Origin of the sequence: Tsukamurella sp. NPDC003166, from assembly GCF_040611135.1 — a bacterium.
Taxonomy (GTDB): Bacteria; Actinomycetota; Actinomycetes; order Mycobacteriales; family Mycobacteriaceae; genus Tsukamurella.
Genome location: NZ_JBEXNL010000004.1, coordinates 260,658 through 284,898 on the forward strand (window position 1 = coordinate 260,658; position 24,241 = coordinate 284,898).

At 70.9% G+C, this 24,241-nt stretch carries 25 protein-coding genes; 11 read left to right on the forward strand and 14 right to left on the reverse strand.

What is annotated here, in order from left to right; all coding sequences use genetic code 11:
- Window positions 1-13: 13 nt before the first annotated feature.
- Window positions 14-2,173: a glycogen debranching protein GlgX gene (gene glgX / locus ABZX10_RS07205; protein ID WP_355536440.1), complete on the reverse strand. Its 2,160-nt coding sequence runs from the start codon at window positions 2,171-2,173 to the stop codon at window positions 14-16.
- 40 nt (window positions 2,174-2,213) lie between these two features.
- On the opposite strand from glgX, the gene ABZX10_RS07210 reads away from it, so the two are divergent.
- From ABZX10_RS07210 to ABZX10_RS07230, 5 genes are all read left to right on the forward strand, one after another.
- The gene (locus ABZX10_RS07210; protein ID WP_355536443.1) at window positions 2,214-3,092 is read left to right on the forward strand and encodes an ABC transporter ATP-binding protein; all 879 of its coding nucleotides are present in this window, start codon (window positions 2,214-2,216) and stop codon (window positions 3,090-3,092) included.
- Window positions 3,089-3,799 (forward strand): NUDIX domain-containing protein, encoded by a 711-nt coding sequence (locus ABZX10_RS07215; RefSeq protein WP_355536446.1) that lies wholly within the window; start codon window positions 3,089-3,091, stop codon window positions 3,797-3,799. The genes ABZX10_RS07210 and ABZX10_RS07215 overlap by 4 nt, the downstream gene beginning before the upstream one ends.
- 68 nt (window positions 3,800-3,867) lie before the next feature.
- Window positions 3,868-4,656 carry an enoyl-CoA hydratase-related protein gene (locus ABZX10_RS07220; protein ID WP_355536449.1) on the forward strand — a complete coding sequence of 263 codons (789 nt, stop codon included), beginning with the start codon at window positions 3,868-3,870 and terminating at the stop codon, window positions 4,654-4,656.
- Window positions 4,657-4,807: 151 nt separating this feature from the next.
- The gene (locus ABZX10_RS07225; protein ID WP_355536452.1) at window positions 4,808-5,770 is read left to right on the forward strand and encodes a class I SAM-dependent methyltransferase; all 963 of its coding nucleotides are present in this window, start codon (window positions 4,808-4,810) and stop codon (window positions 5,768-5,770) included.
- A gap of 15 nt (window positions 5,771-5,785) precedes the next feature.
- A complete protein-coding gene (locus ABZX10_RS07230) occupies window positions 5,786-6,946 on the forward strand; it encodes a class I SAM-dependent methyltransferase (protein WP_355536455.1) in 1,161 nt (386 codons plus the stop codon).
- Here the strand turns inward: ABZX10_RS07230 and ABZX10_RS07235 are convergent, their stop codons facing one another.
- Both ABZX10_RS07235 and ABZX10_RS07240 read right to left on the reverse strand, forming a co-directional pair.
- Entirely contained in the window at window positions 6,947-7,126 is a 180-nt protein-coding gene (locus tag ABZX10_RS07235; protein WP_355536458.1) for a hypothetical protein, read from the reverse strand.
- Window positions 7,123-7,425, reverse strand: a complete 303-nt coding sequence (locus tag ABZX10_RS07240; protein WP_355536461.1) for a hypothetical protein — start codon at window positions 7,423-7,425, stop codon at window positions 7,123-7,125. The genes ABZX10_RS07235 and ABZX10_RS07240 overlap by 4 nt, the downstream gene beginning before the upstream one ends.
- A 73-nt stretch (window positions 7,426-7,498) precedes the next feature.
- On the opposite strand from ABZX10_RS07240, the gene ABZX10_RS07245 reads away from it, so the two are divergent.
- Window positions 7,499-8,659: a pyridoxal phosphate-dependent aminotransferase gene (locus ABZX10_RS07245; RefSeq protein ID WP_355536464.1), complete on the forward strand. Its 1,161-nt coding sequence runs from the start codon at window positions 7,499-7,501 to the stop codon at window positions 8,657-8,659.
- A 12-nt stretch (window positions 8,660-8,671) separates the two neighbouring features.
- Here ABZX10_RS07245 and ABZX10_RS07250 read toward each other — a convergent pair whose 3' ends face one another.
- Window positions 8,672-9,625 (reverse strand): alpha/beta hydrolase, encoded by a 954-nt coding sequence (locus ABZX10_RS07250; RefSeq protein ID WP_355536467.1) that lies wholly within the window; start codon window positions 9,623-9,625, stop codon window positions 8,672-8,674.
- A 97-nt stretch (window positions 9,626-9,722) separates the two neighbouring features.
- Between ABZX10_RS07250 and ABZX10_RS07255 the strand changes: the two genes are divergently transcribed.
- The gene (locus tag ABZX10_RS07255; protein WP_355536470.1) at window positions 9,723-10,277 is read left to right on the forward strand and encodes a TetR/AcrR family transcriptional regulator; all 555 of its coding nucleotides are present in this window, start codon (window positions 9,723-9,725) and stop codon (window positions 10,275-10,277) included.
- A gap of 37 nt (window positions 10,278-10,314) precedes the next feature.
- On the opposite strand, the gene ABZX10_RS07260 is transcribed toward ABZX10_RS07255, so the two are convergent.
- The 6 genes from ABZX10_RS07260 to ABZX10_RS07285 all read right to left on the reverse strand — a co-directional run bounded on the left by ABZX10_RS07260 (window position 10,315) and on the right by ABZX10_RS07285 (window position 14,721).
- A complete protein-coding gene (locus ABZX10_RS07260; RefSeq protein ID WP_355536473.1) occupies window positions 10,315-10,725 on the reverse strand; it encodes a hypothetical protein in 411 nt (136 codons plus the stop codon).
- 125 nt (window positions 10,726-10,850) lie between these two features.
- A complete protein-coding gene (locus ABZX10_RS07265; protein WP_355536476.1) occupies window positions 10,851-11,510 on the reverse strand; it encodes an HXXEE domain-containing protein in 660 nt (219 codons plus the stop codon).
- A complete protein-coding gene (locus tag ABZX10_RS07270) occupies window positions 11,507-12,142 on the reverse strand; it encodes a TetR family transcriptional regulator (protein WP_355536479.1) in 636 nt (211 codons plus the stop codon). Before ABZX10_RS07270 ends, ABZX10_RS07265 begins: the two co-directional genes overlap by 4 nt.
- 164 nt (window positions 12,143-12,306) lie before the next feature.
- Window positions 12,307-13,074 carry a type I methionyl aminopeptidase gene (gene map, locus ABZX10_RS07275; RefSeq protein WP_355536482.1) on the reverse strand — a complete coding sequence of 256 codons (768 nt, stop codon included), beginning with the start codon at window positions 13,072-13,074 and terminating at the stop codon, window positions 12,307-12,309.
- A gap of 19 nt (window positions 13,075-13,093) precedes the next feature.
- Window positions 13,094-13,360 carry a helix-turn-helix transcriptional regulator gene (locus ABZX10_RS07280; protein WP_355536485.1) on the reverse strand — a complete coding sequence of 89 codons (267 nt, stop codon included), beginning with the start codon at window positions 13,358-13,360 and terminating at the stop codon, window positions 13,094-13,096.
- Window positions 13,361-13,389: 29 nt separating this feature from the next.
- Entirely contained in the window at window positions 13,390-14,721 is a 1,332-nt protein-coding gene (locus tag ABZX10_RS07285; protein WP_355536488.1) for a PQQ-binding-like beta-propeller repeat protein, read from the reverse strand.
- A gap of 106 nt (window positions 14,722-14,827) precedes the next feature.
- Here ABZX10_RS07285 and ABZX10_RS07290 point away from each other — a divergent pair, with 106 nt between their 5' ends.
- Together ABZX10_RS07290 and ABZX10_RS07295 are read left to right on the forward strand one after the other, a co-directional pair.
- Window positions 14,828-15,580: an acyltransferase gene (locus ABZX10_RS07290; RefSeq protein ID WP_355536491.1), complete on the forward strand. Its 753-nt coding sequence runs from the start codon at window positions 14,828-14,830 to the stop codon at window positions 15,578-15,580.
- A gap of 84 nt (window positions 15,581-15,664) precedes the next feature.
- On the forward strand, window positions 15,665-15,958 hold the full coding sequence (locus ABZX10_RS07295; protein WP_355536494.1) for a hypothetical protein: 294 nt from the start codon (window positions 15,665-15,667) through the stop codon (window positions 15,956-15,958).
- Window positions 15,959-15,995: 37 nt separating this feature from the next.
- On the opposite strand, the gene ABZX10_RS07300 is transcribed toward ABZX10_RS07295, so the two are convergent.
- The 4 genes from ABZX10_RS07300 to ABZX10_RS07315 all read right to left on the reverse strand — a co-directional run bounded on the left by ABZX10_RS07300 (window position 15,996) and on the right by ABZX10_RS07315 (window position 22,140).
- The gene (locus tag ABZX10_RS07300) at window positions 15,996-18,233 is read right to left on the reverse strand and encodes a DUF222 domain-containing protein (protein WP_355536497.1); all 2,238 of its coding nucleotides are present in this window, start codon (window positions 18,231-18,233) and stop codon (window positions 15,996-15,998) included.
- A 295-nt stretch (window positions 18,234-18,528) separates the two neighbouring features.
- On the reverse strand, window positions 18,529-19,845 hold the full coding sequence (locus ABZX10_RS07305; protein ID WP_355536500.1) for a glycosyltransferase family 4 protein: 1,317 nt from the start codon (window positions 19,843-19,845) through the stop codon (window positions 18,529-18,531).
- 1 nt (window position 19,846) lies between these two features.
- On the reverse strand, window positions 19,847-21,349 hold the full coding sequence (locus ABZX10_RS07310; RefSeq protein ID WP_355536682.1) for a glycoside hydrolase family 57 protein: 1,503 nt from the start codon (window positions 21,347-21,349) through the stop codon (window positions 19,847-19,849).
- Between the two features lie 44 nt (window positions 21,350-21,393).
- Entirely contained in the window at window positions 21,394-22,140 is a 747-nt protein-coding gene (locus ABZX10_RS07315) for a class I SAM-dependent methyltransferase (RefSeq protein ID WP_355536503.1), read from the reverse strand.
- Between the two features lie 206 nt (window positions 22,141-22,346).
- Between ABZX10_RS07315 and ABZX10_RS07320 the strand changes: the two genes are divergently transcribed.
- The gene (locus ABZX10_RS07320) at window positions 22,347-23,126 is read left to right on the forward strand and encodes an electron transfer flavoprotein subunit beta/FixA family protein (protein ID WP_355536506.1); all 780 of its coding nucleotides are present in this window, start codon (window positions 22,347-22,349) and stop codon (window positions 23,124-23,126) included.
- Between the two features lie 36 nt (window positions 23,127-23,162).
- Window positions 23,163-24,119 carry an electron transfer flavoprotein subunit alpha/FixB family protein gene (locus tag ABZX10_RS07325; protein ID WP_355536509.1) on the forward strand — a complete coding sequence of 319 codons (957 nt, stop codon included), beginning with the start codon at window positions 23,163-23,165 and terminating at the stop codon, window positions 24,117-24,119.
- Window positions 24,120-24,241 lie beyond the last annotated feature (122 nt).

Below are 24,241 nucleotides of genomic sequence, written 5' to 3' on the forward strand. Positions count from 1 at the left end.
CCGGGCCGCTCGGTCATACCTGCTGAAAGGCCAGCACCGTCGGCCCCGAGACGGTGACCTCCGCACGGGGGCCGAACACCGCCGGATCGCCGTCCGCGCGGTCGGCGGGCGCGCCCCCCGGCTGCGAGGTGTCGACGATGAGCTCCCAGCCGTGCGTGCACGTCTCCGGCCCGCCGAGGACCACGACGGCGTCGCCGCCGGAGTGCCAGATGATGAGCGCGTCCTTCTCGGGGACGGCCCGGTCGTGGCCCGGGGCGCGCACGTCGGCGCCGTCGACCCAGGCCTGCAGCGTCCGGACCTCGGGCGACTGCCAGGCGTCGCCGGGCATCTCGGCACCGTCGGCGGCGAACCAGGCGAGGTCGGGCTCGCCGTCCTGCGTCGCACGGCCGTCGAAGAACTCGTGCTGCCGCAGCACCGGGGTCGCCCGCCGCACCGTCGTGACCCGCGCGACGAAGGCGGTGAGGTCGGCGTCGGCGGCGTCCCAGTCCACGGCGAAGGCGTCGGCCGCAGGGGTGTCGAGGGGCACGCAGTAGGCGTTGTTGTTGCCGTACTGCGTGTGCCCCAGCTCGTCGCCGCCGAGGAGCATCGGCGTGCCCGTGGACAGCAGCAGCGTGGCGAGCAGGGCCCGGACGTGGGCCGCGCGGGCGGCGAGGATCGCGGGATCGGTGGTGCCGCCCTCGAATCCGTGGTTGACGGAGTGGTTGTTGTCCGTGCCGTCGCGGTTGCGCTCGCCGTTGGCCTCGTTGTGCTTGCGCTCGTAGCTCACCAGGTCGCGGACGGTGAAGCCGTCGTGGGCCGTGACGAAGTTGATCGACGAGAAGGGCGAGCGACCCTGTGCGCCGAACAGGTCCTGGCTGCCGGACACGCGCGAGGCGAGGTCGCCCACGGTGCTGCCGCCCGCGAAGAAGGACCGCACGGTGTCGCGGTAGCGGTCGTTCCACTCCGCCCACACCGCCGGGAAACCGCCCACCTGGTAGCCCTCGCCCGTGGCGTCCCAGGGCTCGGCGATGAGCTTGCGGGAGGCCAGCAGCGGGTCGGCGGCGATGGCCGACAGCAGGGGAGCGCGGCGGTCGAACGGGATGACCGGGCCCTGGGGGCCGGTGGCGGTGCGGCCGCGGCCGAGCACGCTCGCGAGGTCGAATCGGAATCCGTCGACGCCGTACTCGCCGGCGAACAGGCGCAGGCTGTCGAGCACCATCCGCAGCGCCGCGGGCGACGCGCAGTCGACGGTGTTGCCGCACCCGGTGTAGTCCAGGTCGTCGCCGTTCTCCAGCAGGTAGTAGCCGGGGGCGTCGAGACCGCGCCAGGCCAGCGACGGCCCGGCGACGGACTCCTCCGCCGTGTGGTTGTAGACCACGTCCATGAGGACCTCCAGCCCGGCCGCGTGCAGCGCGGAGACCATCGCGGTGAACTCCTCGACCTCCTGGCCCGGCCGCGCCGCGTACCGGGGATCCGGGGCGAAGTAGGCCCCCGTCGAGTAGCCCCAGTGGTTGCGCATGCCCCGCGAGCGCACGCCGGGTTCCGTGAGGCACGCCTGTACCGGTAGCAGTTCCACGGCCGTGACGCCGATCCGGCGCAGATGCTCGAGCACCGCGGGCTGTGCCAGGCCGAGATACGTGCCGCGCAGCTCCTCGGGCACGCCGGGATGCCGCGCCGTGTACGAGCCCACGTGCACCTCGCAGATCACCGTCCGGTCCCACGGCACGCCCGGGCCGGGCTCGGGCGCCGGCGGCGTCCCGGTGACCACGGACAGGGGGATGTCGGCGAGCGAATCGATGTCCGACGGTCCGCCGTCCTCCCCGTAGGGCAGTAATGAGGCCCCGTCGCCGAGCGCACCGTCGATCCTGCGGGCGTACGGGTCGACGAGGGCCTTGTGCTCGTTGAACCGCAGTCCGATCTCCGGCTCCCAGGGGCCCGCGGCGCGCAGGCAGTACCGCGCGCCCTCGCCGATCCCGGCGACGAAGCCGTGGTGCACGCCGGCGGTCTGGGTGGGGAGCCGTAGCCGTTGCTCGTGCCGGGCCCCCGCCTCGTCGACATCGACGAGGCACACCCACACGTCGGTGGCGCGGGGCGCGTGCACGGCGAAGTTCACGCCGCCGGGCAGTGGAAGGGCGCCGAGCGGGGTGGCGGCGCCGGGAGAAGGGGAGCGGTGGTCTGTGGACACGGGGACCATCCTGCCAACCGCGACCGACCCCGTGCGGCAGGATGGTGATGTGTCCGATCCCGCTGCTGTTTCCACCGCCCCCGCCGTCGCACCCGCCGAGGCCGACGAACCCGACCAGGACCTGCTCGTCGACTTCCGTGGGGTGAGTCTGCGGCGCGACGGGCGCACCCTCGTCGGCCCGATCGATTGGCGCGTGGAGCTCGACGAGCGGTGGGTCGTCATCGGCCCCAACGGCGCGGGCAAGACCTCTCTGATGCGCCTCGCGTCCGCGCAGGTCTTCCCGACGGCGGGCACCGCCCACATCCTCGGGGAGGTGTTGGGAAAGACCGTGGTGCAGGACCTGACGGCCCGGATCGGCGTCAGCACGGCGGCGCTCGCTGCGCGCGTGCCCGACGACGAGCTGGTGACCGACGTGGTGGTCTCGGCCGGCTACGCGGTGCTGGGCCGGTGGCGCGAGCGGTACGACGCCGTGGACATCAGCCGCGCGGTGGACGTGCTCGAGTCCATGGGCGCCGAGCACCTCGCGAACCGTCGCTTCGGCACGCTGTCGGAGGGCGAGCGCAAGCGCGTGCTCATCTCCCGGGCCCTCATGACCGATCCGGAGCTCATGCTGCTCGACGAGCCGGCCGCAGGCCTGGACCTCGGGGGACGCGAGGAACTGGTCGCCCGGCTCGATACGCTCGCGCAGGATCCGGATGCGCCCGCCACGGTACTCGTGACGCACCACGTCGAGGAGATCCCGCCGGGGTTCACCCACGCCCTGCTGCTCAAAGAGGGCGGCGTCGTCGCGCAGGGGCTCATCGGTGACGTGCTCACGGCCGAGGTGCTCTCGGAGACCTTCAGCCAGCGGATCCTGCTCGACGAGGTGGACGGCCGCTACTTCGCACGCAGAGCGTCGCGTCCCGGCCGGAGGAGGCTGCAGGCATGAGTGGCGACGAGGCGGCGGAGGCCCGCCGCACGGAGGGCGCGGTGTCTGCGCAGGGCCATGACGACGGTGCCGCATCGTCGACGGGCGGCCGTGGTGAAGGTGCCCACCACCCTCGCTCTCTCCCGGACGTCCCCATCCGCCCCGCGGCCACGGTCCTGCTGCTGCGGACGGCACCGTCGGGCCTGGAGGTCTTCGTGCAGACCCGGGCGAGCGGGATGGAGTTCGCGCCCGACGTGACGGTGTTCCCGGGCGGCGGCATCGAGCCGTCGGACGACGGGGATCTGACGGTGACCGCGGCGCGGGAGACGCAGGAGGAGTGCGGCGTCCGCGTCGACCCGGACGCGCTGGTGCCGCTGTCGCGGTGGGTGACCCCGCCCGGGCGGTCCCGCCGCTACGACACGATGTTCTACCTCGCGGCCCTGCCCGCCGGGCAGGAGGCGCGGTGCGTGACCACGGAGGCGGTGTCGGCGGGCTGGCACGCGCCGCAGGCCGTGATCGACGCGTGGCTCGCGGGACGCAACAAGCTCATGGCGCCCACCTACTCCCAGCTGTTCCAGTTGCTGCCGTTCGACACCGTGGAGGACGTGCTGGGCTGGGCCGCCGAGGCGGCGGACCTGACGCCCGTCGCCATCGTCGACGGGATGACGCGCGAGGAGCGACGATTCCCGGGCTGGGCGGAGTACGCCGCGGGCTCGACGATCGACTGACCGTCGCGCCCGCCGGATTTACGTGGACGTCCAACTAAATTTTCCGGCACCCGGTAACCTCTTGGGTCATGACTGAATTCGTGACCCTGGAGACCTCCGACGAGCACCCCGGCATCGGCACCATCCGCCTGAATCGGCCGCCGATGAACGCGATCAACTCGCAGGTCCAGACCGAGCTCCTGGCGCTCGCCGCCGAGGTGAACCGCCGCGACGACATCAAGGCCGTCGTCGTGTACGGCGGCCCGAAGGTGTTCGCCGCCGGCGCGGACATCAAGGAGATGCAGGCGATGGGCTACACGGACATGAGCGAGGCCATCGCGCTGCTGCAGAGCGGTCTGTCGGCGATCGCGTCGATCACCAAGCCGACCGTCGCCGCCATCACCGGGTACGCGCTGGGCGGCGGCCTCGAGGTGGCGCTGGGCGCCGACCGCCGGATCGTCGGCGACAACGCCAAGGTGGGCGTGCCGGAGATCCTGCTCGGCGTGATCCCCGGTGGCGGCGGCACGCAGCGGCTCGCCCGCCTGGTGGGTCCGGCGAAGGCCAAGGACATGGTCTTCACGGGCCGGTTCGTCGGCGCCGACGAGGCGCTGCAGATCGGTCTCGTCGACGAGGTCGTCGCGCCCGATGAGGTCTACAACGCCGCGCTGACCTGGGCGAAGCAGTTCTCGGGCGCCGCCTCGCAGGCGCTGCGGGCCGCGAAGCAGGCCATCGACCAGGGCCTCGACACCGACCTGAACACGGGCCTGGCGATCGAGCGGCACCTGTTCGCCGGCCTGTTCGCCACCGAGGACCGGACCATCGGCATGACCTCGTTCATCGAGAACGGTCCGGGCAAGGCGGAGTTCGTGGGTAGGTAGCCACGAGAGCGGCCCTGCCGGGCGCGAGCGGCGGCGTGGCCGCGGGAGCACGGCACGGAGGGCAGCGGGGAGAACCTGTTCTCATCACGCGGGTTGGCGGTGAACTGACCGGGCGGTAACCTGACGGGAACAATCTTCGCGAAAGGCCTCCATGACCGACCAGCAGCCGGCCCCCAACCCGCACGCCACCGCGGACGAGGTTGCGGCCGCGTTCTCCGATACGAAGCTCGCCCAGGTGCTCTACCACGACTGGGAAGCCGAGACGTACGACGAGAAGTGGCACATCAGCTTCGACGAGCGGTGCATCGACTACGCCCGCGACCGCTTCGAGGCCGCCACCGGCGGGAACAACGAGAAGCCCTACGGCCGGGCCCTGGAACTGGGCTGCGGCACCGGCTTCTTCCTGCTCAACCTCCTGTCGGCGGGCGTCGCGGAGACCGGCTCGGTCACCGACCTCTCGCCCGGGATGGTGAAGGTGGCCCTCCGCAACGGTGAGGCCCTCGGCCACACCGTCGACGGTCGCGTCGCCGACGCCGAGACCATCCCGTACGAGGACAACACCTTCGACCTGGTCGTCGGCCACGCGGTGCTGCACCACATCCCCGACGTGGAGCAGTCGCTGCGCGAGGTGCTGCGCGTGCTCAAGCCGGGCGGCCGGTTCGTCTTCGCGGGCGAGCCCACGACGATCGGTGACTTCTACGCGCGCTGGCTCGGCCGCATCACCTGGGGCATCACCACCAACGCGACGAAGCTGCCCTTCCTCGCGGACTGGCGCCGCCCGCAGGCCGAGCTCGACGAGTCCTCGCGCGCCGCGGCGCTCGAGGCCGTGGTCGACATCCACACCTTCGATCCCGACGACATGGAGGCCATGGCGGCCCGCGCCGGCGCCGTCGAGGTCAAGGCCACCACCGACGAGTTCACCGCAGCCTTCCTGGGGTGGCCGGTGCGTACCTTCGAGGCGGCGGTGCCCCCGGAGAAGCTCGGCTTCGGCTGGGCGGGGTTCGCGTTCGGCGGCTGGAAGAAGCTGTCCGCGCTCGACGAGAACGTGCTGCGCCGCGTGGTGCCGCGCAAGTTCTTCTACAACCTGGCCATCACCGGCACCAAGCCCGAGTAGCCCGGTCGCGTCGAGTTGGACGGGGCCGATCTCGCCTATCTCCGCACGGCCGACGGTGCCGCGGCCGTGGCCGCGGCGGACCGTCTCGCCCTGACGGACGCGTCCCTGCTGTCGGATGTGGCGACGGTGCGCGGCCTCGCGGGGCCGCACGCCCCGGCGGTCATCGAGCAGGTGCGAGCCCGCCGCCGTGCGGCTGGCAAATTCGGCGACGTCAGTGAGATCGGGACCTGGCTGCTCACCGACGAAGCGGTGCAGCAGGCCACCCCGTCGGCGGTCGCGGAGCACCGCGCCCGCCGCCTGGCGTGGCTGTCGGTGCACGACGTGACCTGCTCGATCGGCGCGGAACTGCGTGCGCTGGTGCAGGTGTGCCCGCGCGTGGTGGGCAGCGACCTGGACCCACTGCGTGCGCGGATGGCCGCGCACAACGTGCCGCGCGCCCTGGTGTTCGTCGCCGACGCGCTCACGCCGACCTCGACGGCCGATGTCGTCATCGCCGACCCCGCGCGCCGGGCCGGCGGGCGGCGCATCGTCGACCCGGAACAGATGTCGCCCGCGCTCTCGGCCCTGCGCGCCGCCTACGCCGGCCGGTCCCTGGCGGTGAAGACGGCGCCCGGCATCGACTACGACGCCCTGCGCCGGGACGGTTTCGACGGCGAGGTCGAGGTCGTCTCCCTCGACGGCGGAGTCCGCGAGGCCTGCCTCTGGTCCGGGCCCGTCGCCGTCCCCGGGCTGACCAGGGCGACGGTGCTCCGCGCCGGCGGGGGCGGCTACGAGGTGTTCTCGTCCGACGCGCACGACGTGCCCGCGGAGCCTGCGGGGAAGTATCTGATCGAGCCCGACGGTGCCGTCATCCGCGCCGGGCTGGTCCGGCATTACGCTGCGCGGCACGGGCTCTGGCAGCTGGACCCGCACATCGCCTATCTGACGGGCGATGCGGTGCCGGAGGGGGAGCGCGGCTTCGAGATCCTCGATGTCGCGAAGTTCACGGACAAGACACTGCGCGCGGAGCTGCGCCGCCGCGATGTGGGCTCGGTGGAGATCCTCACCCGCGGGGCCGGCGTGGATCCCGACGTGCTGCGCAAACGTCTCAAGCTGCAGGGCTCGCAGCCGATGACGGTGGTGATCACGCGGATCGGCCGCGAGGTGACTGCGTTCCTGACGCGGCCGACGCGCTGATCAGGCGGTCTTCGCGTTCTCGAGGGCCTCTTCGTCGAGAACGCGCTGCACAGCCGCGCTGATGGGGACGCCGGTCTCCTTGCTCAGGTCCTGGGCGAGGTGTGCTGCCGTTCGTCGCGCCACCGTCCGCCAGTAGGCGTCACGCGCGCGCTGCCGCGCCACCTCGGTCGGCTCGTTCACAGCGTCCCTCCGTCTACGGTCGTGCCCACATCATCGCCGACGATCCAGCGGTCGGCAAGGGACTGGAACATCACCTTGTCCTCCGGTGTCGCCAGTTTCGAGTCTCTGAGACGCACGAGAACCTCCCAGCCGAATGATTCGCGATTACTGTCGCCGCTGAGCACCTGCTCGAACGCCCAGCTGACCCGTCGCCACCACTCGGCCCGGCGATCGGCGTCGACCTTCTGCCGCCACGAGATCAGCACACCGATCGCGGCGAACATCCCGACCGCCAACGTGACCCACGCCTGCGCAGGCATCGCTCCACCTCCTCATCAATTGGACGCACGGGGGCGGCGATCGGTTCCGGCCGTGCTCGTCCGGGGTGACACCATGGACCGCATGCAGGAATCGCAGCGCTCCGATGTCGAGATGTTCCACGTCATGGACGTGCTCGCCGCTGCGGCGCGGCGCCGGGAGACGCACGGCAACGTGATCTCGCTGGCGGCGGGCCAGCCGAGCGCGGGGGCGCCGAAGCCGGTGCTCGCCGCGGCGCACGCGGCGCTCGATGCCGGGCCGCTCGGCTACACCGAGTCGCTGGGGATCGCGCCCCTGCGGGAGACCATCGCCGCGCACTACGGCCGCGCCTACGGGCTGGCCGTCCCGCCGGAGGCGGTGGCCGTCACCACCGGCTCGTCGGGCGCGTTCACGCTGATCTTCCTCGCCGCCTTCGACGCGGGGGACACCGTCGTCATGGCGCGACCCGGCTACCCCGCGTACCGGAACACGTTGAAGGCGTTGGGCTGTGAGATCGTCGAGCTGGACTGCGGGGCGGACACCCGCTACCAGCCGACGGTGGCGATGCTCGAAGCGCTCCCCGAGCCACCGAAGGGGCTCATCGTCGCGAGCCCGGCGAACCCGACCGGGACGATCCTGGCACCGTCGGAGCTCGCGGGCCTGGCGCGCTGGTGCGAGGCGCACGGCACGCTGCTCATCTCCGACGAGATCTATCACGGCGTCAGCTACGGGCGACCCACCTCGTGCGCGTGGGAGTTCTCCCGCGAACAGGTGGTGATGGGCTCGGTGTCGAAGTACTTCGCGATGACGGGTTGGCGCTTGGGCTGGATGTTGCTGCCCGAGTACCTGCGGCGGCCCGTCGAGCGGCTCACCGCGAACATGACGATCTGCCCGCCCGCGATCAGCCAGTACGCCGCCATCGCGGCGTTCTCCGACGAGGCACGCGAGGAGCTCGACGGGCACGTGGCCGGGTACGCGCGGAACCGTGAGATCGTGCTCGCCGGGCTGCGGGAGCTGGGGGTGACCGAGGTCGCGCCGCCCGACGGTGCCTTCTACGTGTACGCCGACATCGGTCACCTCACCGACGACTCGCTGGCCTGGTGTGCAAGGGTTCTGGACGAGACCGGGGTCGCGATCACCCCGGGCCTGGACTTCGACACGGCCCGGGGTGATCGGTTCATCCGCCTCAGCTTCGCCGGCGCGACCGCCGAGATCGAGGAGGCGCTGACTCGGCTGGAGCCGGTGTTCCGGCGGTGACTCAGGCGAGGCTCACGCGATGAGAGCGCGGCGCAGCGCGCTGATCGCGAGGTCGAATCCGGCCTGCGCACCGTGGGTCTCGCGCAGGGCGTTGAGCATCATGAAGTCGTGGATGACCCCGCCGATGCGCACGGCGGTCACCTGGTTGCCCGCCTCGCGCAGCTTGGTGACGTAGGCCTCGCCGCCGTCCCGCAGGACGTCCGCTTCGGCGGTGATGACGGTGGCGGGCGGCAGATCCTGCAGTTGCTCGACGGTCGCGTTCAGCGGCGAGGCGAAGATCTCGGCGCGCTGCGCCTCGTCGGTCGTGTACTGGTCCCAGAACCACTGCATCGCGTCGCGGCGCAGGAAGTAGCCCTCGGCGAACTCGTGGTACGAGCCGGTCTCGAAGTCCGCGTCCACGACCGGGTACAGCAGGACCTGCGCGGCCAGCTTCACATCCCCGCGGGCCTTGGCCTGCAGGGCGAGGACGGCCGCCATGTCGCCGCCGACGGAGTCGCCCGAGACGGCGATCCGGGTGCCGTCGAGCTTCTTCTCGGCGCCGGAGTTCACGACCCACTGCGCGACGGCGTAGTTCTGCTCGATGGCGATCGGGTACCGCGCCTCGGGGGAGAGGTCGTACTCGGGGAAGACGACGGCCGCGCCGGTGCCGACGGCCAGCTCGCGGACGAGGCGATCGTGGGTGTGCGCGTTGCCGAACACCCAGCCGGCGCCGTGGATGTAGAAGATGACGGGCAGCACGCCGGTGGCGCCCTTGGGGCGGACGATGCGGGTGCGCACCTCGCCGGTCGGGCCGCCGGCCACGGTGATCCACTCCTCGTCGACCTCGGGGAGCGCGACTCCCTCGTCGGACTGCACGTCGTCGACGGTCTTGCGCCCCTCGGCCGGGCCGAGGTCGAACAGGTAGGGCGGGTTGGCGGTGGCGTCGGCGAAGGCCTGGGCGGCGGGCTCGAGGACGGTCCTACTCATGATCTGCTCCTTCTCGACTCTTGCGGAGAACGTTCGTTCTCGCGCTGAGTGCTACCGTAGGGGAACGATCGTTCTCGTGTCAAGGGGTGGTGGAAAGATGGATGCGGACCAGCAGCGGGCGACGGTTCTGGAGGCTGCGGAGAAGCTCTTCTACGGTAAGGGGATCCAGGCCGTCGGGATGGACGAGATCCGCACCGCCGCGGGGGTGTCGCTCAAGGCGATCTACAAGCTCTTCCCCTCGAAGGATGCACTCGTCGCCGAGGTGCTGAGCATTCGCGACCGGCGCTGGACCGACGGACTGCACAAGTACGTCGACCGGGCGGTCGCCCCGGAGGAGCGGGTGCTCGCCGTCTTCGACTGGCTGGACGAGATGTTCGCGGAGAACGACTTCCGCGGCTGCTCCTTCATCAACAGCTACGGCGAGCTGGGCGCGACATCACCGACCGTCGCCGACGCCGCCGTGCACAACAAGGCCTGCTACCAGGACGAACTGTCGGCGCTGGTCGCCGAGGCCGGGCTGCCCGAGCGCGTCGCGATCCAGATCGGCCTGCTCACTGAGGGAGCGCTCACCACCGCCGCCATCCTCGGCCCGGACGGCGTGGTCGACGGTGCGCGGGAGGCCGCTCGGGTGCTCATCGGCGCTCAGCGCTGAGGCGCGACCGGTCCTCGCGGCCGGCGGGCGGTGGGGATCAGGTCTCGCAGACGTACCAGTCCGCGTCGAGCTTGGCGATGCGGATCTGGAGCTTCTCGCCGCCGACGCTGGTGATGCGTCGCCACTGTGAGGCGCCGGGGGCCGCGGTGGTCGCGGTGGTGGGTATGTAGCTCTCGGACACCGTCGTTGCGGGCTTGGGGATCCTCGCCGCGTCGCGGTACCAGTCGGAGGGCTTGATGTCCGGCCGTACCAGCGGGCAGACGAGTTGGAGGAACTTCGCGTCGTCCTTGTTCTGCAGCGCGTCGTAGAACTTCGCGTAGAGCGCGGAGATCTTCTCGTCATCCGTCTGTGGCGCGGTCGAGCCGCTGCTCGCGCCGCATCCCGCGACGGACGCTGCGAGCAGAGCGGTCGTCAGCGCGAAGGTCGTGGACGAGCGTCGAGCGGTCATGAGCGGATCGTACGAGCGGGGCTTTCCAGGTGGGGCGGGACGGCACCGGATTCATCCGATCGGATGACCCGACGATGCGCGGCCATCGTGTCGATACCGGCGCAGCCACGGTGCCCCGACACGCGCTACTTCCCGACGAACTGATCGTAGTAGCCGTGATTCGGGTACGGGTACGGCGAGTTCGGGTCCTTGAGCAGCGACTCGGCGCCGAAGATGAACACCGCGATGAACGCGGCGAACATCAGGAAGCCGGCGATCCACTGCTTCCACGTGGGGCGCGGCCTGGTCCTCACGAGGTACACGATCAGGGCGATCAGCAGTGGCAGGTAGCCGATCAGCGCGGTCACCAGACCCGGCGCGTACCAGAGGGTCTGGCCACGGTCGCCGAACTCGTCGAGCGAGCGGAACGCCAGCTGGATGTGCGCCCCGACCTCGAGAAGGCAGAAGAACATCGCCGCGATCGGCCCGACGGTGCGCGCGCCCCACCGCAGCAGCATGAGCATGGGGATCACGATGAGCCCGAAGTTGGTGACCATGTCGGTCAGCTCGCTCATCGGATACCGGTCGGGGTTCGCCGAGTCGCCGTTGTAGATGAAGTGGAAGCCGCCCGGCAGCACCCACTCCTCCCACACATGGGCCACGAGCCAGACGACGGTGATCGAGGTGAGGCGATCACCCCAGCCCCAGGTGTTCCACTTTCGCGCGATGTGCACCACGAACGCGATACCGATCGCGGTCGTGACCCACAGCCACACGGAGAGCCACCAGTGGATCAGCTCGGTCATTGGTCGTTCTCCTTCTCGGGCGGCAGTTCGCCGTACAGGTAGTGGGTGATCGCCGGGGCGACTGCCGCGGCCAGGTCGTCAGCGTCCCAGCTGGTCAGCGGTTCGATGCCGAGGAGTCGGCGTGTGGTGAGCAGGCCGAAGATCTGCGACAGCACCAGGCTCAGCCGCCGCTGGGCCTCGGCCTCCGAGGCTCCGGGTAGGAGGGCCCGCGCCGCCGCGGCGGTCGTCACGGCGGCGCTGCTCGAGAAGTCGCGCGACGCGGCCGAGGTCTCCGGTTCGGCGAGTGCCCGGCGGAAGAATCCGGTGAGCGCTGGGCCGGTCTCCGGCGAGTCCCACAGCGCCAGGAATCCGCGGACCAGGCGAACGGACGTCTCGTCCGGGCCGTGCGCGGCTATCTCGTGGAACATCGCCGTGGGGTCGAACGGGACGACGAGGCAGGCGTGGAAGAGCTGTTCCTTCGTGCCGAAGAAGCGGTGTACCAGGGCCGCGTCGACCCCCGCGGCCGCAGCGATCGCGCGGACCGATGTGTCCGGATAGCCGCGTTCGGCGAACAAGGTCCGCGCCTGCGCCAGGATCTCCGCGCGAGTGTCCGACTTGCCGGGGCGCCGCCCCGTCCGTCCCGTGTTCGCCACGCGCCCTCCCTGAAGTCACCAACTGATGACTTCAATGCAAGGGAGTCGGCGCGACGAAGTCAACACTGGATGACTTATGGGTGCAGAGGGCGCGCAGGCGCACCCCGCGGCATGCCGCGGGGTCGGGCGGAGTGGGGGTGTCGTCGGCGCTCGGCGGGGAGCGGCTACGCGGGGGCGGTGAGGACCAGCGGACCGTCCTCGGTGATCGCGACGGTGTGCTCGCTGTGCGCGGCGCGGGAACCGTCGGCGGAGCGCAGGGTCCAGCCGTCCGGATCGAAGACGATCTTGTCGGTGGTGGCGCAGAACCAGGGCTCCAGCGCCAGCGTCGTCCCCGTCTGCAGGAGCATGCCCTTGCGGGCTTTGCCGGTGTTCGGCACGTGCGGGTCCTCGTGCATCGTCCGGCCCAGGCCGTGGCCGCCGAACTGCGTGTTCACCGGGTAGCCGTACGCCTTCGCCACCTCGCCGATCGCCGCGGAGACCGTGCCCAGCTTGGTACCCGGGCGCATGTGGTCGATCGCGGCATCGAGCGCCTCGCGCGTGGCCCGGATGAGCCGCGTGTCCTCCTCGCGCGCCGTGCCCACGCTCACGCTGCGGGCGGCGTCCGCGACCCAGCCGTCGATCGACACCGCGATGTCCACGGTGAGCAGGTCGCCGTCCTCGAAGACGTACTCGTACGGAAGTCCGTGCAGGCAGGCGTCGTTGACCGACAGGCAGGTCACGTTGCGGAACGGGCCGCTGCCGAAGGACGGCGCGTAGTCCCAGTAGCAGGAGGCGGCGCCGCGGTCCTCGATCATCGTCCGCGCGCGGTACTCGAGCTCCATGAGGTTCATCCCGGGCTCGGCCATCGTGGTCAGCTCCTCGAGGAGCTCGGCGATGAAGATGCCGGTGGTGCGCATCTTCGCGATCTCGGCGGGGGTTTTGAGCTCCATCATGGTATTAAAATACCACGCGCTAACCGGTGGGGCTGAACCGCTCCGCGTCGAGGTATTCCGCCGCCAGCCCGTCCAGGGGTTCGCCGAGCACAGCCGCCAGCGCGACGACGGTGCCGAACGCGGGGGTCGCCATCCGGCCGGTCTCGATCTTGCGCAGCGTCTCCGGCGAGATCCCGGCCGCGCGCGCCACCTCGTCGGGCCTGCGGGCGCCGCGGGCCGTGCGCAGCCGAGCCCCGAGGCGCCGACCCGCGGCGATCTGTTCGGGGGTGAGGGGCTGCCGGACCATGGGCCCAGCGTAGCCCGTCGCGGGGCGCGTCAGTTCTTGGCGACGCTGTCGCCGGTCCGGCGACCGGAGGTGAAGGCGTAGACGGTGCCGTCGTTGCCGACGGTGACCAGCTCACCGTCGGGCCCGATCGAGACGCCCGAGGCGGACTTGACCGAGTCCGGCAGGTCGAAGGTGCGCAGCGTCGTGCCGGTGTCCGTGCGGAACTCGATGAGCTGCGACTGCACGCCCGCCCAGGACCGGACGACCGCGTAACCGATGCCGCCGCGGATCTGCGTCGCCGGGGAGATCATCGCCACGTCGGTGCGTTTGAACACCTCGCGGGCGCTGCTCCCCTCGTCCTGCAGTGCGATGAACGATGCGCGCTGCAGGCCGGGCGCGGCCGTGATGATGGTCCCGTCCGGCGAGACCGACGGGGGCAGCGTGTTCTGGTACCCGAGGTCGTGGGTCCACTTCGTGGCGCCGGTCTTCGCGTCGAGCGCGGCCAGCTTCTTGCCCCGCAGGTTCACGTACAGCGTGGACCGGTCCGCCGAGAGCGCGGGCGAGCCGACGGCACCGTCGGGCAGGTCCTTGCGCTCCCACGCGTAGCGCAGGTCGTGCCTGCTTCCGGTCTTGCCGTAGTCGACCGCCGTCACCTTCGACGGTGCGCCGTTCGTTCCGCCGACGACGACGTACGCGCGCTCGGCGCTCGTGTCGACGGCGGGCGGCCCGGAGACGGGGCAACCGGGCCCGTTGGTCGCACAGTCCGCGATCCCGCCGCCGTTGTCGTTGGCGGAGACCTCCGGGAGCAGGCCGATCGCGGCGCCGGCGGCGGTCCCGTCGTGCGAGTCGACGAGCACCATCTGCCCGAGGTGCGTGACCGCGAGGACGGTGTTGTCGCCCGCGAGCTTGATCCACAGGGGCGTGCCCGCCGTGGGGTAGCGCCAGCGGACCTGATTGTCGGGGTTGAAGCTGTAGAGCCAGCCGGGGACGCCGAGGTAGGTGTACTCGAATTGGTCCACGACGGGTGCCTGCAGGTCGGCGCCCGCGGCGTCGCGCCGGCAGTAGGTCTTGCGGCCCACGGTGAGCTCGAGGCTGAAGGTGGTGCACCCGGCGTCGGTGCGGGCGGTCACGGACAGGACACCGCGATTGGAGATGGCCGGCGCCGCCGTGTTGGGGCCGGCGAGGTCGCGGGTCCAGGCCGGGACGAGCGACGACGCGGCGTCCCGGTCGGCGTAGGAGTTGTTGCGGGAGTCGCCGTACATGCCGGGCCAGGCGGCGGAATCGTCCGCGTACACCCAGGTGGTGTCCGGCGTGCACGAGGCCAGGACCGCTGCGGCGGCCACCGTCGCGCCCAGCGTGCGCGCGCGCCTACCCAACCGCATGTGTCTCCTCTGCTCGACCTGTGCCTCGGACGTCCGGCCGCCCCACAGACTAGCGCGGGAGGCGTACCGGACCTGCGGGGCGCACCCGCCGGATAGGCTCGCGGGCATGACGAGCATGTGGAACGCCCCGTATCGATCGCGGTGGCGGCACGCCCGGCAGGCCGATCAGCAGGCGCGGTTCCTGACGCCCGCGTCGTTGCGCTGGGTACTCAAGAACAAGGCGTACACGCCGTGGTACCTGGTGCGGTACTTCCGTCTGCTGAAGTTCCGGCTGGCCAACCCGCACATCGTGCTCAAGGGCATGGTCTTCCTCGGCAAGAACGTCGAGATCCACGCGACGCCGGGCCTCGGCCGGATGGAGATCGGCCGGTGGGTGCACATCGGCGACTCGAACAAGATCCGCTGCCACGAGGGCTCGCTGCGCATCGGCGACAAATCGGTCTTCGGTCGCGACAACGTGGTCAACTGCTACCTCGACATCGAGTTCGGCCCGGCGTCGCTCGTCGCGGACTGGTGCTACATCTGCGACTTCGACCACAAGATGGACGACATCAACATCCCCATCAAGGACCAGGGCATCGTCAAGGGCCCCGTCCGGATCGGCGGCGACACCTGGGTCGGCACGAAGGTCACGGTCACGCGCAACACCCTCATCGGGCACGGCACGGTCCTCGGCGCGCATGCCGTGGTCCGCGGCGAGATCCCGCCCTACTCGATCGCCGTCGGATCGCCCGCGCGCGTGGTCAAGAACCGCAAGGACATGTGGGAGGCGTCGATCGCCGAGCGCGCCGAGCTCGAGCGCGCCCTCGCCGACATCGAGCGCAAGAAGGCCGAGGCCCGCGGACTGCCCGCAGAATGATCCACGCGGTGCGCCCACCGACGACCTGAACTCGTCAGTGGGCCGTGCAACCCTGCAGTGACGTCGCAAGGCGAGGGGGAGATCATGACGATGCCGGTGATGAGCGATCGTTTGTACACCTTCGACGAGCGGTGTGAGCTTCCCGAGGACGAGCGACTGAAGATCGAGGTCGTCGAGCGGGCGCACCCTGTCACCCAGGGGATACGCCTTTCATCAGCGCGCGCTGCACCGGTTGCCGGCCTGCTTGGAGGAGGATCTGCCGCGCCGATTGGCGCCGCTCGCCGAGGTCGAAGTCATGGGGAGTTCGCGGGCGTCCAGGTGCTGAATGTCGCAGGGCACCCGGTCAGACTGGATCTGACGGCGCTGACCAGGCGATAGGGCGTTCGTCGCGTAGGTCGTCGCGTCCCAGTGGGTGTCAGAAGGGCGGTGGGGCGTCATCCGAGGGCCGGGGCGGCGGCGCGGGTGGGGCGCCCAGGGCTGCGGTGATCCGCTGTTCGACGGTGCTTTCGGCGCGTTTCGCGGCGTCGGCGAGGGCGATGTCCTGGGCGGCGGCGTCGGCGTACTGCTCGCGGAGTTGTTGTCGGCGGGCGTGTTCGCGTTGCAGGCGAGTGAGTCCGCCGGGCTGCGGCGAGCCATCCCGGTCCTGACCCCGCCCCCGACCGGCACCCTGGTCCCCGCTCTCGGGGCGGGTCCAGTCGATGCGGGCCAGGTCGGGGAACAGAGCTAGGACGGTGCTCGTGGGGTCGACGATGTAGCGGCGTTGGTCGGGTGCGGTCCAGAGGATTCGGCCGTCGGGCAGTCGGGCGTCGACCCATTCGCCGCGGGTCTTGACGTGGTGGTGTTCGATGCACAGCGGTTGCATGCTGTCGGCGGTGGTCTGCCCTCCGGCGGTGGGGTCGTGGTGGTCGAACTCGGTGCCGTGATCGAGCTGGGCGCGTGCGGCGGGCCGGTTGCAGTACGCGAACACGCACCGCGGGTAGATCAGCCGTAGATAGCGGCGTAGGTCCGCGGTCGGTCGGTAACCCCGCGTGCCGTGCGCACGGGCCAGGTTCGGACGCACCCGGTCGATGGGCGGATCCACGCGACCGGGACCGCGGTCGGCGAGTGGGCCCGCGGGACCGGGATCGAGACCGTCGGGGCGACCGGGACCGCCTCCCGTGCCATCAACCGGGCCGCCTTCACTCGGGCCGCCGTCACCTGGCCCGGGACCATCGTGGCCACCCGACCGGGGACCACCCGACCGGGGACCACCGGAATCGGGACCATGAGGCCCAGGATCGTCGGGGTCGGAATCATCCGGTCCAGGATCGTCGGGGTCGGAATCATCCGGTCCAGGATCGTCGGGGTCGGAATGGTCGGGGGTTTGGAGGTGGCGAACGATCTGCTTCCACTCGCGGCCCCACTGGATGTCGATCACGCCGGGCGGGAACGGTCGTCCCCACCGCGCGGCCCCACCACCGAAGCCAGCGTTGGAGTTGGAGTCGGAGTCGGCGGCAGCGGCGAGGTCGTTCGACTCCTCGGCGGGGATGTCCTGGCCGTCGAAGTCGGCCGAATCGGAGACCCCCTCATCGGCGTCCTCGATGCCGGGGATCACCTCGCCGGAGATCTCTTCGTCCGGGATTCGTTGCCCGAACGGCCGGATTCTGGCATCGTCGCGGGCGACGAGTTCCCGTGCGTGGTCTGCGGTGATCGGCCCGTATCCGATCAGGTACCCCAGACCCCCGCCCTCAGCGGCCCGCCCGGCGGCGGTATCGCGGGCGGGCTCACCCTCGGGCTCCTCGGCCTGGTCCACGGCAGCAGCATCTGCGGTGGGCTCGGCAGCGTCAGCAGCAGCGGCGGTGGTGTCGACGGCAGGCACCGCGGGGGTGGGGAGGTCACGTTCGTTGAGGACCACGTTGATCATCGTGATGAACCGGGTGATGACACCGTCGGCGTCGGGTTCCCCCGCGTAGCAGGCACGCTGGTAACGGCACCCCTCGGATTCGCATTCACACCCCAGCGTGGAGTACCCGCGTAGCAGTTGCATGAACCCGTCGGACTGGCGTTGCGGCACCGACCTGGGGTCGTCATCACACACCGTCGTCGCGATGTGCTCCACCCGCGCGCGCAGCTCCTGCTGCTCGGCTGCGGGCAGCATGGCGAACACCGCGCCCATTCCGTCGGCTTCCGGTCGGAATGTGATCCGCCGGTCCTGCTCGGCCAACCGTCGACGTTTCTCTGCCGCGTCGGGGTCCAGTTGCTTCGTGATCAGGTCCGCCGCTTCCCGCAATGCGGGCAGCGATAGCACTTCCAGCTCCCTGGAGAGTCGTTCGGCGAGTGTTTCGTCGAACTGTCGCGCCTGCGGGTCGGTGAGAACCCGCGCGCGTCCCAGCGCGGTTTCCGCTGCTTTCGGGGACAGCGCGTTCTCCCCGACCAGTGCGAGCAGCCGTGGGGTGCGTTCGACCAGCCCGATCGCGGTTGCGATCGCGTGTTCGGCGGCGGCGGGCCCGACGCGCAGCAGCATCATTACCTGTGCTTTGAGCGCCGATTCCGCCGCGTTGAGCCGACGCCGCGCCGCCACCATATCGCTGTACGCCAACGCCCCTTCAGTTGCGAGATACTCCGCTTCGTCATCGGCGTACATCACGCGCTGCAGCGCGTACAGGCCCGTCATCGTGCGGCAGTACGCCACACCCTCGAACCGTCGATGCTCGAACAGAACCTCCGAAACGCCACGCTCGCCGGAAACATCAGCGAGCCCCTGGGGGAGTAATTCCCCAGGTAGACTGCGTAATGCCTCCGGTATGGCCATACCTTCATGGTACGCCCGTCTGGGCGATCATGCCACCGTGAATCGAACGAAGTTGCGGCGGGCGACCACTGGTAAAGGGGTCATGAATCGACGGTGCCACAAGGTTTTCGATCGTGCATCTTTTGCTGGTCAGTACGTCGATCCGCCGGAGACGCGCCTACACCGGGTTGGTGGGGTCCCGCTCGGGGAGCGGCCGCTCGTCGATCACGCGCCGCCCGAGCGGCGTGCGCGGCCGGCGCTTCGCGGCGAGGTAGACCTGCGCGGTCTCGCGCGCCACGGCGTCCCAGGTCAACTCCTCGACCTCGGCGCGCGCTGCGGCGGCCCGACGGTGCGCCGCGGCCGGATCGTCGAGAACCTCGCGGATCGCCGCGGTCAGGCCCGGCACATCGGCGGGTTCGACGGACACGCCCGTTTCGCCGGTGCGGACGAAGTCGGCGAGTCCGCCCGCGGTGGTGGCGATGACGGGGATGCCGGTCGCGGCACCCTCGAGGGCGACGATGCCGAAGGGCTCGTAGCGCGACGGGATCACGAGGGCGTCGGCCGAGTGCAGCTGCGCGACGAGTTCCTCGTGGTCGAGGGCGCCGGTGAACTCGACCGCGCGCAGCACGCGGTGCTCGCGCGCGACCTCACGCAGCCACGCCGCCTGCGTGCCGTCGCCGGCCACCGTCAGCGTGGTCCCGGGGTGTGTGCGGCGCACCCGGGCCAGGGCGGCGACGAGGTCCTGCACGCCCTTCTCGTACTCCAGCCGGCCGACGTACAGCAGGCGGGGGGCGCCCCGTCGGGCCCCGGACCGCGCGGCCGAGGACCGGTCCCGGAACGGCCACAGCGACGAGTCGATGCCGTTCGCGATGGTGTGCAGCTGGGCGAGCCCGGGCCCGAACAGCCGGCCGACCTCGTCGGACATCGATCGCGAGCAGGTGATCACCGCGTCGGCCTCGTTGGCGAGCCACCACTCGGTGGAGTGCACCTGCCGGTTCACCGGGCCGGACACCCAGCCGCTGTGCCGGCCGGCCTCGGTGGCGTGGATCGTGGCGACGAGCGGCGTGTCGAAGGCCTCGGCGAGCCCGACGGCCGCGTGGGCCGCGAGCCAGTCGTGGGCGTGCACGACGTCGGGCACCCAGGGCCGCCCGACGGTGCCCGCGCCGTGCAGGGCGTCCTCGCCCGCGGTCGGGTTGTACCCGGCCAGGCGTAGCCCCGCGCGCAGCATCGAGTGCCCCATGGACAGCACCCACGGCATCATGTCCGTGCCGAAGTCCAGGGCCAGGGGGTCCTCGGCGGCCATGATCACGCGGATGCCGTCGACCACGGTGTCCGAGGTGGGGTGGCTGCGCGGGTCGGTGCCGGTGGGCTGCCGGGAGACCACGACCACGTCGTGCCCCTGGTCGCGCAGCTGCAGCGCCAGGTGGTGGACGTGCCGGCCGAGGCCGCCGACGACGACCGGCGGGTACTCCCAGGAGACGAGCAGGACGCGCATGTCAGAACCCTCCCAGCGGCGCGGGCAGGCGCCGGGCGTCGAGCCCGGGGAAAGGGTCGTCGGCGCGGCGCCAGGCGCGCGCCAGCGCGACGGCGCGGGCCTCGTCTCCGCGTTCGGCGGCCTCGGCGATCTCCCGCAGGGCGTGGGCGTGCTTGTAGGCGCGGTCGCGGGCGTAGCCGGCGGCGGTGTCCTTGGAGACCATGAACGGCCAGTCCGACTGCAGGCACATCAGCGCCTCCTGCAGCACCTGGTCGCTCACGATGTCGCGGGTCCGCCCGGCCCGCTTGTCGAGGACGCGAAGCACCGTCGTGGTGATCTCCTCGTTGAGCTCGACGAACTCGCGCACCTGCGGGCCGTCCCACACGTGCCAGTCCTTGCCCGAGCCCCACGAGCTGGCCGGGATCTCGCGCGGCGCGCCCACGTATCCGGCCTCCGCGGCGGAGCGCAGCGTGCCCACCCGGACACCGGCTTCGGGGAGGGCGCGCAACACGCGCTCGAGCCAGATCGGGCCCTCGTACCACCAGTGCCCGAAGAGCTCCGTGTCGAATGCGGCCACCACCAGGGCGTCCCGGCCGATCCGCGCGCTCTCGGACCGCACGCGGGCCACGACGGTGTCGACGAAGTCGGCGACGTGCCGGTCGATCGCGGCGTCGGCCCGATCGGGATCGTAGGGCGCCTTGTCGGCCTCCGCGACGTTCTTGCCCGTCACCCGGCTCGGTTTGAGGCCCGTGGCGTGGTCGTGGGCGTAGAAGTCGCGGTAGGCGGCGTGCCCCGGGTAGCCGGACTTGGGTGACCACACGCGGTAGCTCACGGGCAGGTCGCGCCCGAAGGCGAGGACGGACGAGTCGCCGACGGGGCGCGCGAGTGCCGTGTCGCCGCCGAGCGTGGGGCCGTCCACCATGAAGTGCGTGACGCCCGCAGCCTCGTACCCGGTCTCCATGCCGGGCTTGTAGGCGCACTCCGGCGCCCAGATCCCGGTCAGCGCGGGGGAGCCGAGCCGGGCCCGGCCGTAGGCGAGGCCCTCCCGCAGCGACAGCTCCCGCAGCCGCGGGTGCAGCAGGGGCTGGAACGGGTGCGCCAGGGGCCCGCCCAGCAGTTCGACGGTGCCCGCGTCGGCCAGGCGCCGCAGGACCGGGGTGCCGCCGTGGCGCCAGCGGGTTTCGAAGAGCTCGAGGGCGTGCGCGGAGTTCCGGTGCTCGCGGGCGCCGAGTTCGGCCGAGGAGGGACGGCCCGAGAGCGCCGCCTCGTGCGCGCGGAGCTGCCAGTTGCCGAGGTAGTGGTGCATGGCCTCGAGGCAGTAGGGATCGTCGAGCTGCGCGGCGAGCACCGGGGTCACGCCGAGGGTGAGCTGGTCGGTACGCCCCTCGTCCGCGAGGCGGTCGAGCATCTCGGTCATCCGCAGGTACGACGCGGCCCAGGACTGGTACAGCCATTCCTCGCCGACGGGCCACGCGCCGTGGTGGGCGAGCCAGGGGAGGTGCGAGTGCAGGACGAACGCGATCATGCCGGGCTCGCGGCCGGCCACCGTCGGGCTGCCCGACGGTGCGCTCACGCTCCGGGCTTCCGGGCGTAGAAGAACAGGTCGAGACTGTCGGGCTCGTCGGAGCGCAGGTCGAAGTCCTGGGCCGCGACGGCCGCGACGTCGTTCGAGAGTTCCGCCGGCCAGGGCTCGCCGGCGAGCGACCGCTCGATCTGCGCGTCGATGAAGCTGCCGCCGTGGCGGCGGTCCAGCTCGGCCAGGCGGGCGCCGTGGTAGACGCCGAGCTTCTCGGTCACCTCGAACCCGGCCTCCTCGAGCAACTCGACGAGCTCGGCGGAGTTGAGCTCGCGGGTGTGGAACGGGTTGAGCGGGGTGTCGCGGCCGGGGGAGAAGGTGACCCGGTTGGGCGTGGAGATGGCCAGCTCGCCGCCGGGGCGCAGGATCCGCGCGACCTCGCGGAGGAACTGGGGCTGATCCCAGAGATGCTCGATCACCTGGAAGTTGACGACGGCGTCCACCGAGGCGTCGTCCAGCGGGAGCTCGGCGAGGTTGCCGTGCAGCATGGTCACCGTCGGATAGGCGGCGCGGACGTGCGCGACCGCCGACTCGTCGTAGTCCAGCGCGGTGACGCTCGCGCCGCCGTCGGCGAGCATGGCGGCGCCGTAGCCCTCGCCGCTGCCGGCCTCGAAGACCGACTTCCCGGCGTAACGGTCGACGATCGCGAGGTACGCGATCTCGTGCCGGCGGAACCAGTAGTTCTCCTCGGGGATCCCGGGGACGGTTCGCTCGCCGGTCAGGGGCAGCGGGTCACACATTCTTCCCAGCCTAGTCGTCGCAGTGCCGTGGGCCAGCCCACATGGACAGTTACTTCGCGGTAACTTACTCTGCAGTTAAACAGTGTTTCGAGGCGGTGCTACGTTCGAGTCGCTTCACTGTGGTGGGGCGGGATTTCCGTGTCCGCCCGGCAGTGTGAGAATGTGCCCTACGAGTATCCGATGATCCAGGAGGTCGACGAAGACCAATGACGAACGTAGTCGTACTGATCAAGCAGGTTCCCGACACGGGTTCCGAGCGCAAGCTCGCCGATGATTTCGCCCTCGACCGGTCGATCGACCCGTACTTGGACGAGATCAACGAGAAGGCCGTGGAGGAGGCGCTCCAGATCAAGGAGGCCAACGGCGGCGAGGTCACCGTGCTGACCGTCGGCCCCGCGAGCGCGACCGACGCGATCCGCAAGGCCCTGTCCATGGGCGCCGACAAGGCCGTCCACGTGCAGGACGACGCCATGCACGGCTCGGACGCCATTCAGACCTCGTGGGTCATCGCTCGCGCGCTGGGCACCATCGAGGGCGTCGAGCTCGTCATCGCCGGCAACGAGGCCACCGACGGTCGCGTCGGCGCCGTGCCGGCCATCCTCGCGGAGTACCTGGGCCTGCCCCAGCTCACGCACATGCGCAAGCTCACCGTCGAGGGCGACTCGATCAAGGGCGAGCGCGAGACCGACGAGGGCATCTTCGAGCTCGAGGCGTCGCTGCCGGCCATCGTGTCGGTCAACGAGAAGATCAACGAGCCGCGCTTCCCCTCCTTCAAGGGCATCATGGCCGCGAAGAAGAAGGAGATCAACGTGCTCTCCCTCGCGGAGATCGGCGTGGAGCTCGACGAGGTCGGCGCTGCGAACGCCGGCACCACGGTCTCGGGCGTGACGCCGAAGCCGGCCAAGCAGGCGGGCGAGAAGGTCGTCGACGAGGGTGACGGCGGCGGCAAGGTCGCGCAGTTCCTCATCGGCCAGAAGATCATCTAAGTCCCTCGTCCCCCACTCTTAAGGAGAGAAGCCGTTATGGCAGACGTACTCGTCCTCGTCGAGCAGGTCGACGGGAAGCTCAAGAAGGTCACGGCCGAGCTGCTGACCGCCGCCAAGGCCCTGGGTGAGCCGGCCGCCGTCGTCGTGGGTGCCCCCGGCACCACCGACGCGATCGCCGAGCAGCTCAAGGCCGCCGGTGCCGCCAAGATCTACCGCGCGGAGTCGGCCGAGGCCGACGCCTACCTGGTGACCCCGAAGGTCGGCGTGCTCGCCGAGCTCGCCGAGAGCCAGGGCGCGGCAGCGGTCCTCACCGCGGCCACGTTCGAGGGCAAGGAGGTGGCCGGTCGCGTCGCCGCGCGCCTCGGCTCCGGCCTGGTCGCCGACGTGATCGCCTTCGGTCCGGGTGGCGCCGCCACCCACTCGATCTTCGGTGGCGCGTTCACCGTCGACGCCACCGCCGGTGGCGACACCCCGGTCGCCTCGCTGCGCCCGGGTGCCATCGAGGCCGACGGTGTCGCCGGTGCCGGTGAGATCGTCGACGTCGCGGTCCCGGCCGAGGCGGAGAACGCGGTGAAGATCACCGCGAAGCAGCCGATCCAGGGCGGCAACCGTCCGGAGCTCACCGAGGCGACGATCGTCGTCTCGGGTGGCCGTGGCGTGGGTTCGGCCGAGAAGTTCTCGGTCGTCGAGGAGCTCGCCGACTCGCTGGGTGCCGCTGTCGGCGCCTCGCGCGCCGCCGTCGACTCGGGCTTCTACCCGGGTCAGTTCCAGGTCGGCCAGACCGGCAAGACCGTGTCGCCGCAGCTGTACATCGCCCTGGGCATCTCGGGTGCCATCCAGCACCGCGCCGGCATGCAGACCAGCAAGACCATCGTGGCCGTCAACAAGGACGAAGAGGCCCCGATCTTCGAGATCGCCGACTACGGCATCGTGGGCGACCTGTTCGACGTCGCCCCGCAGCTCACCGAGGCCGTCAAGGCGCACAAGGGCTGAGTCTCGCTCCACCCTTTCGACGAGCCCCGTCCGGAACCTTCCGGGCGGGGCTCGCTCGTGTTCGCCACCGTGGGGAGAGGACAGCGATTCCGCCCGTCGTACAGCCCGATGGGCGTGAAGAG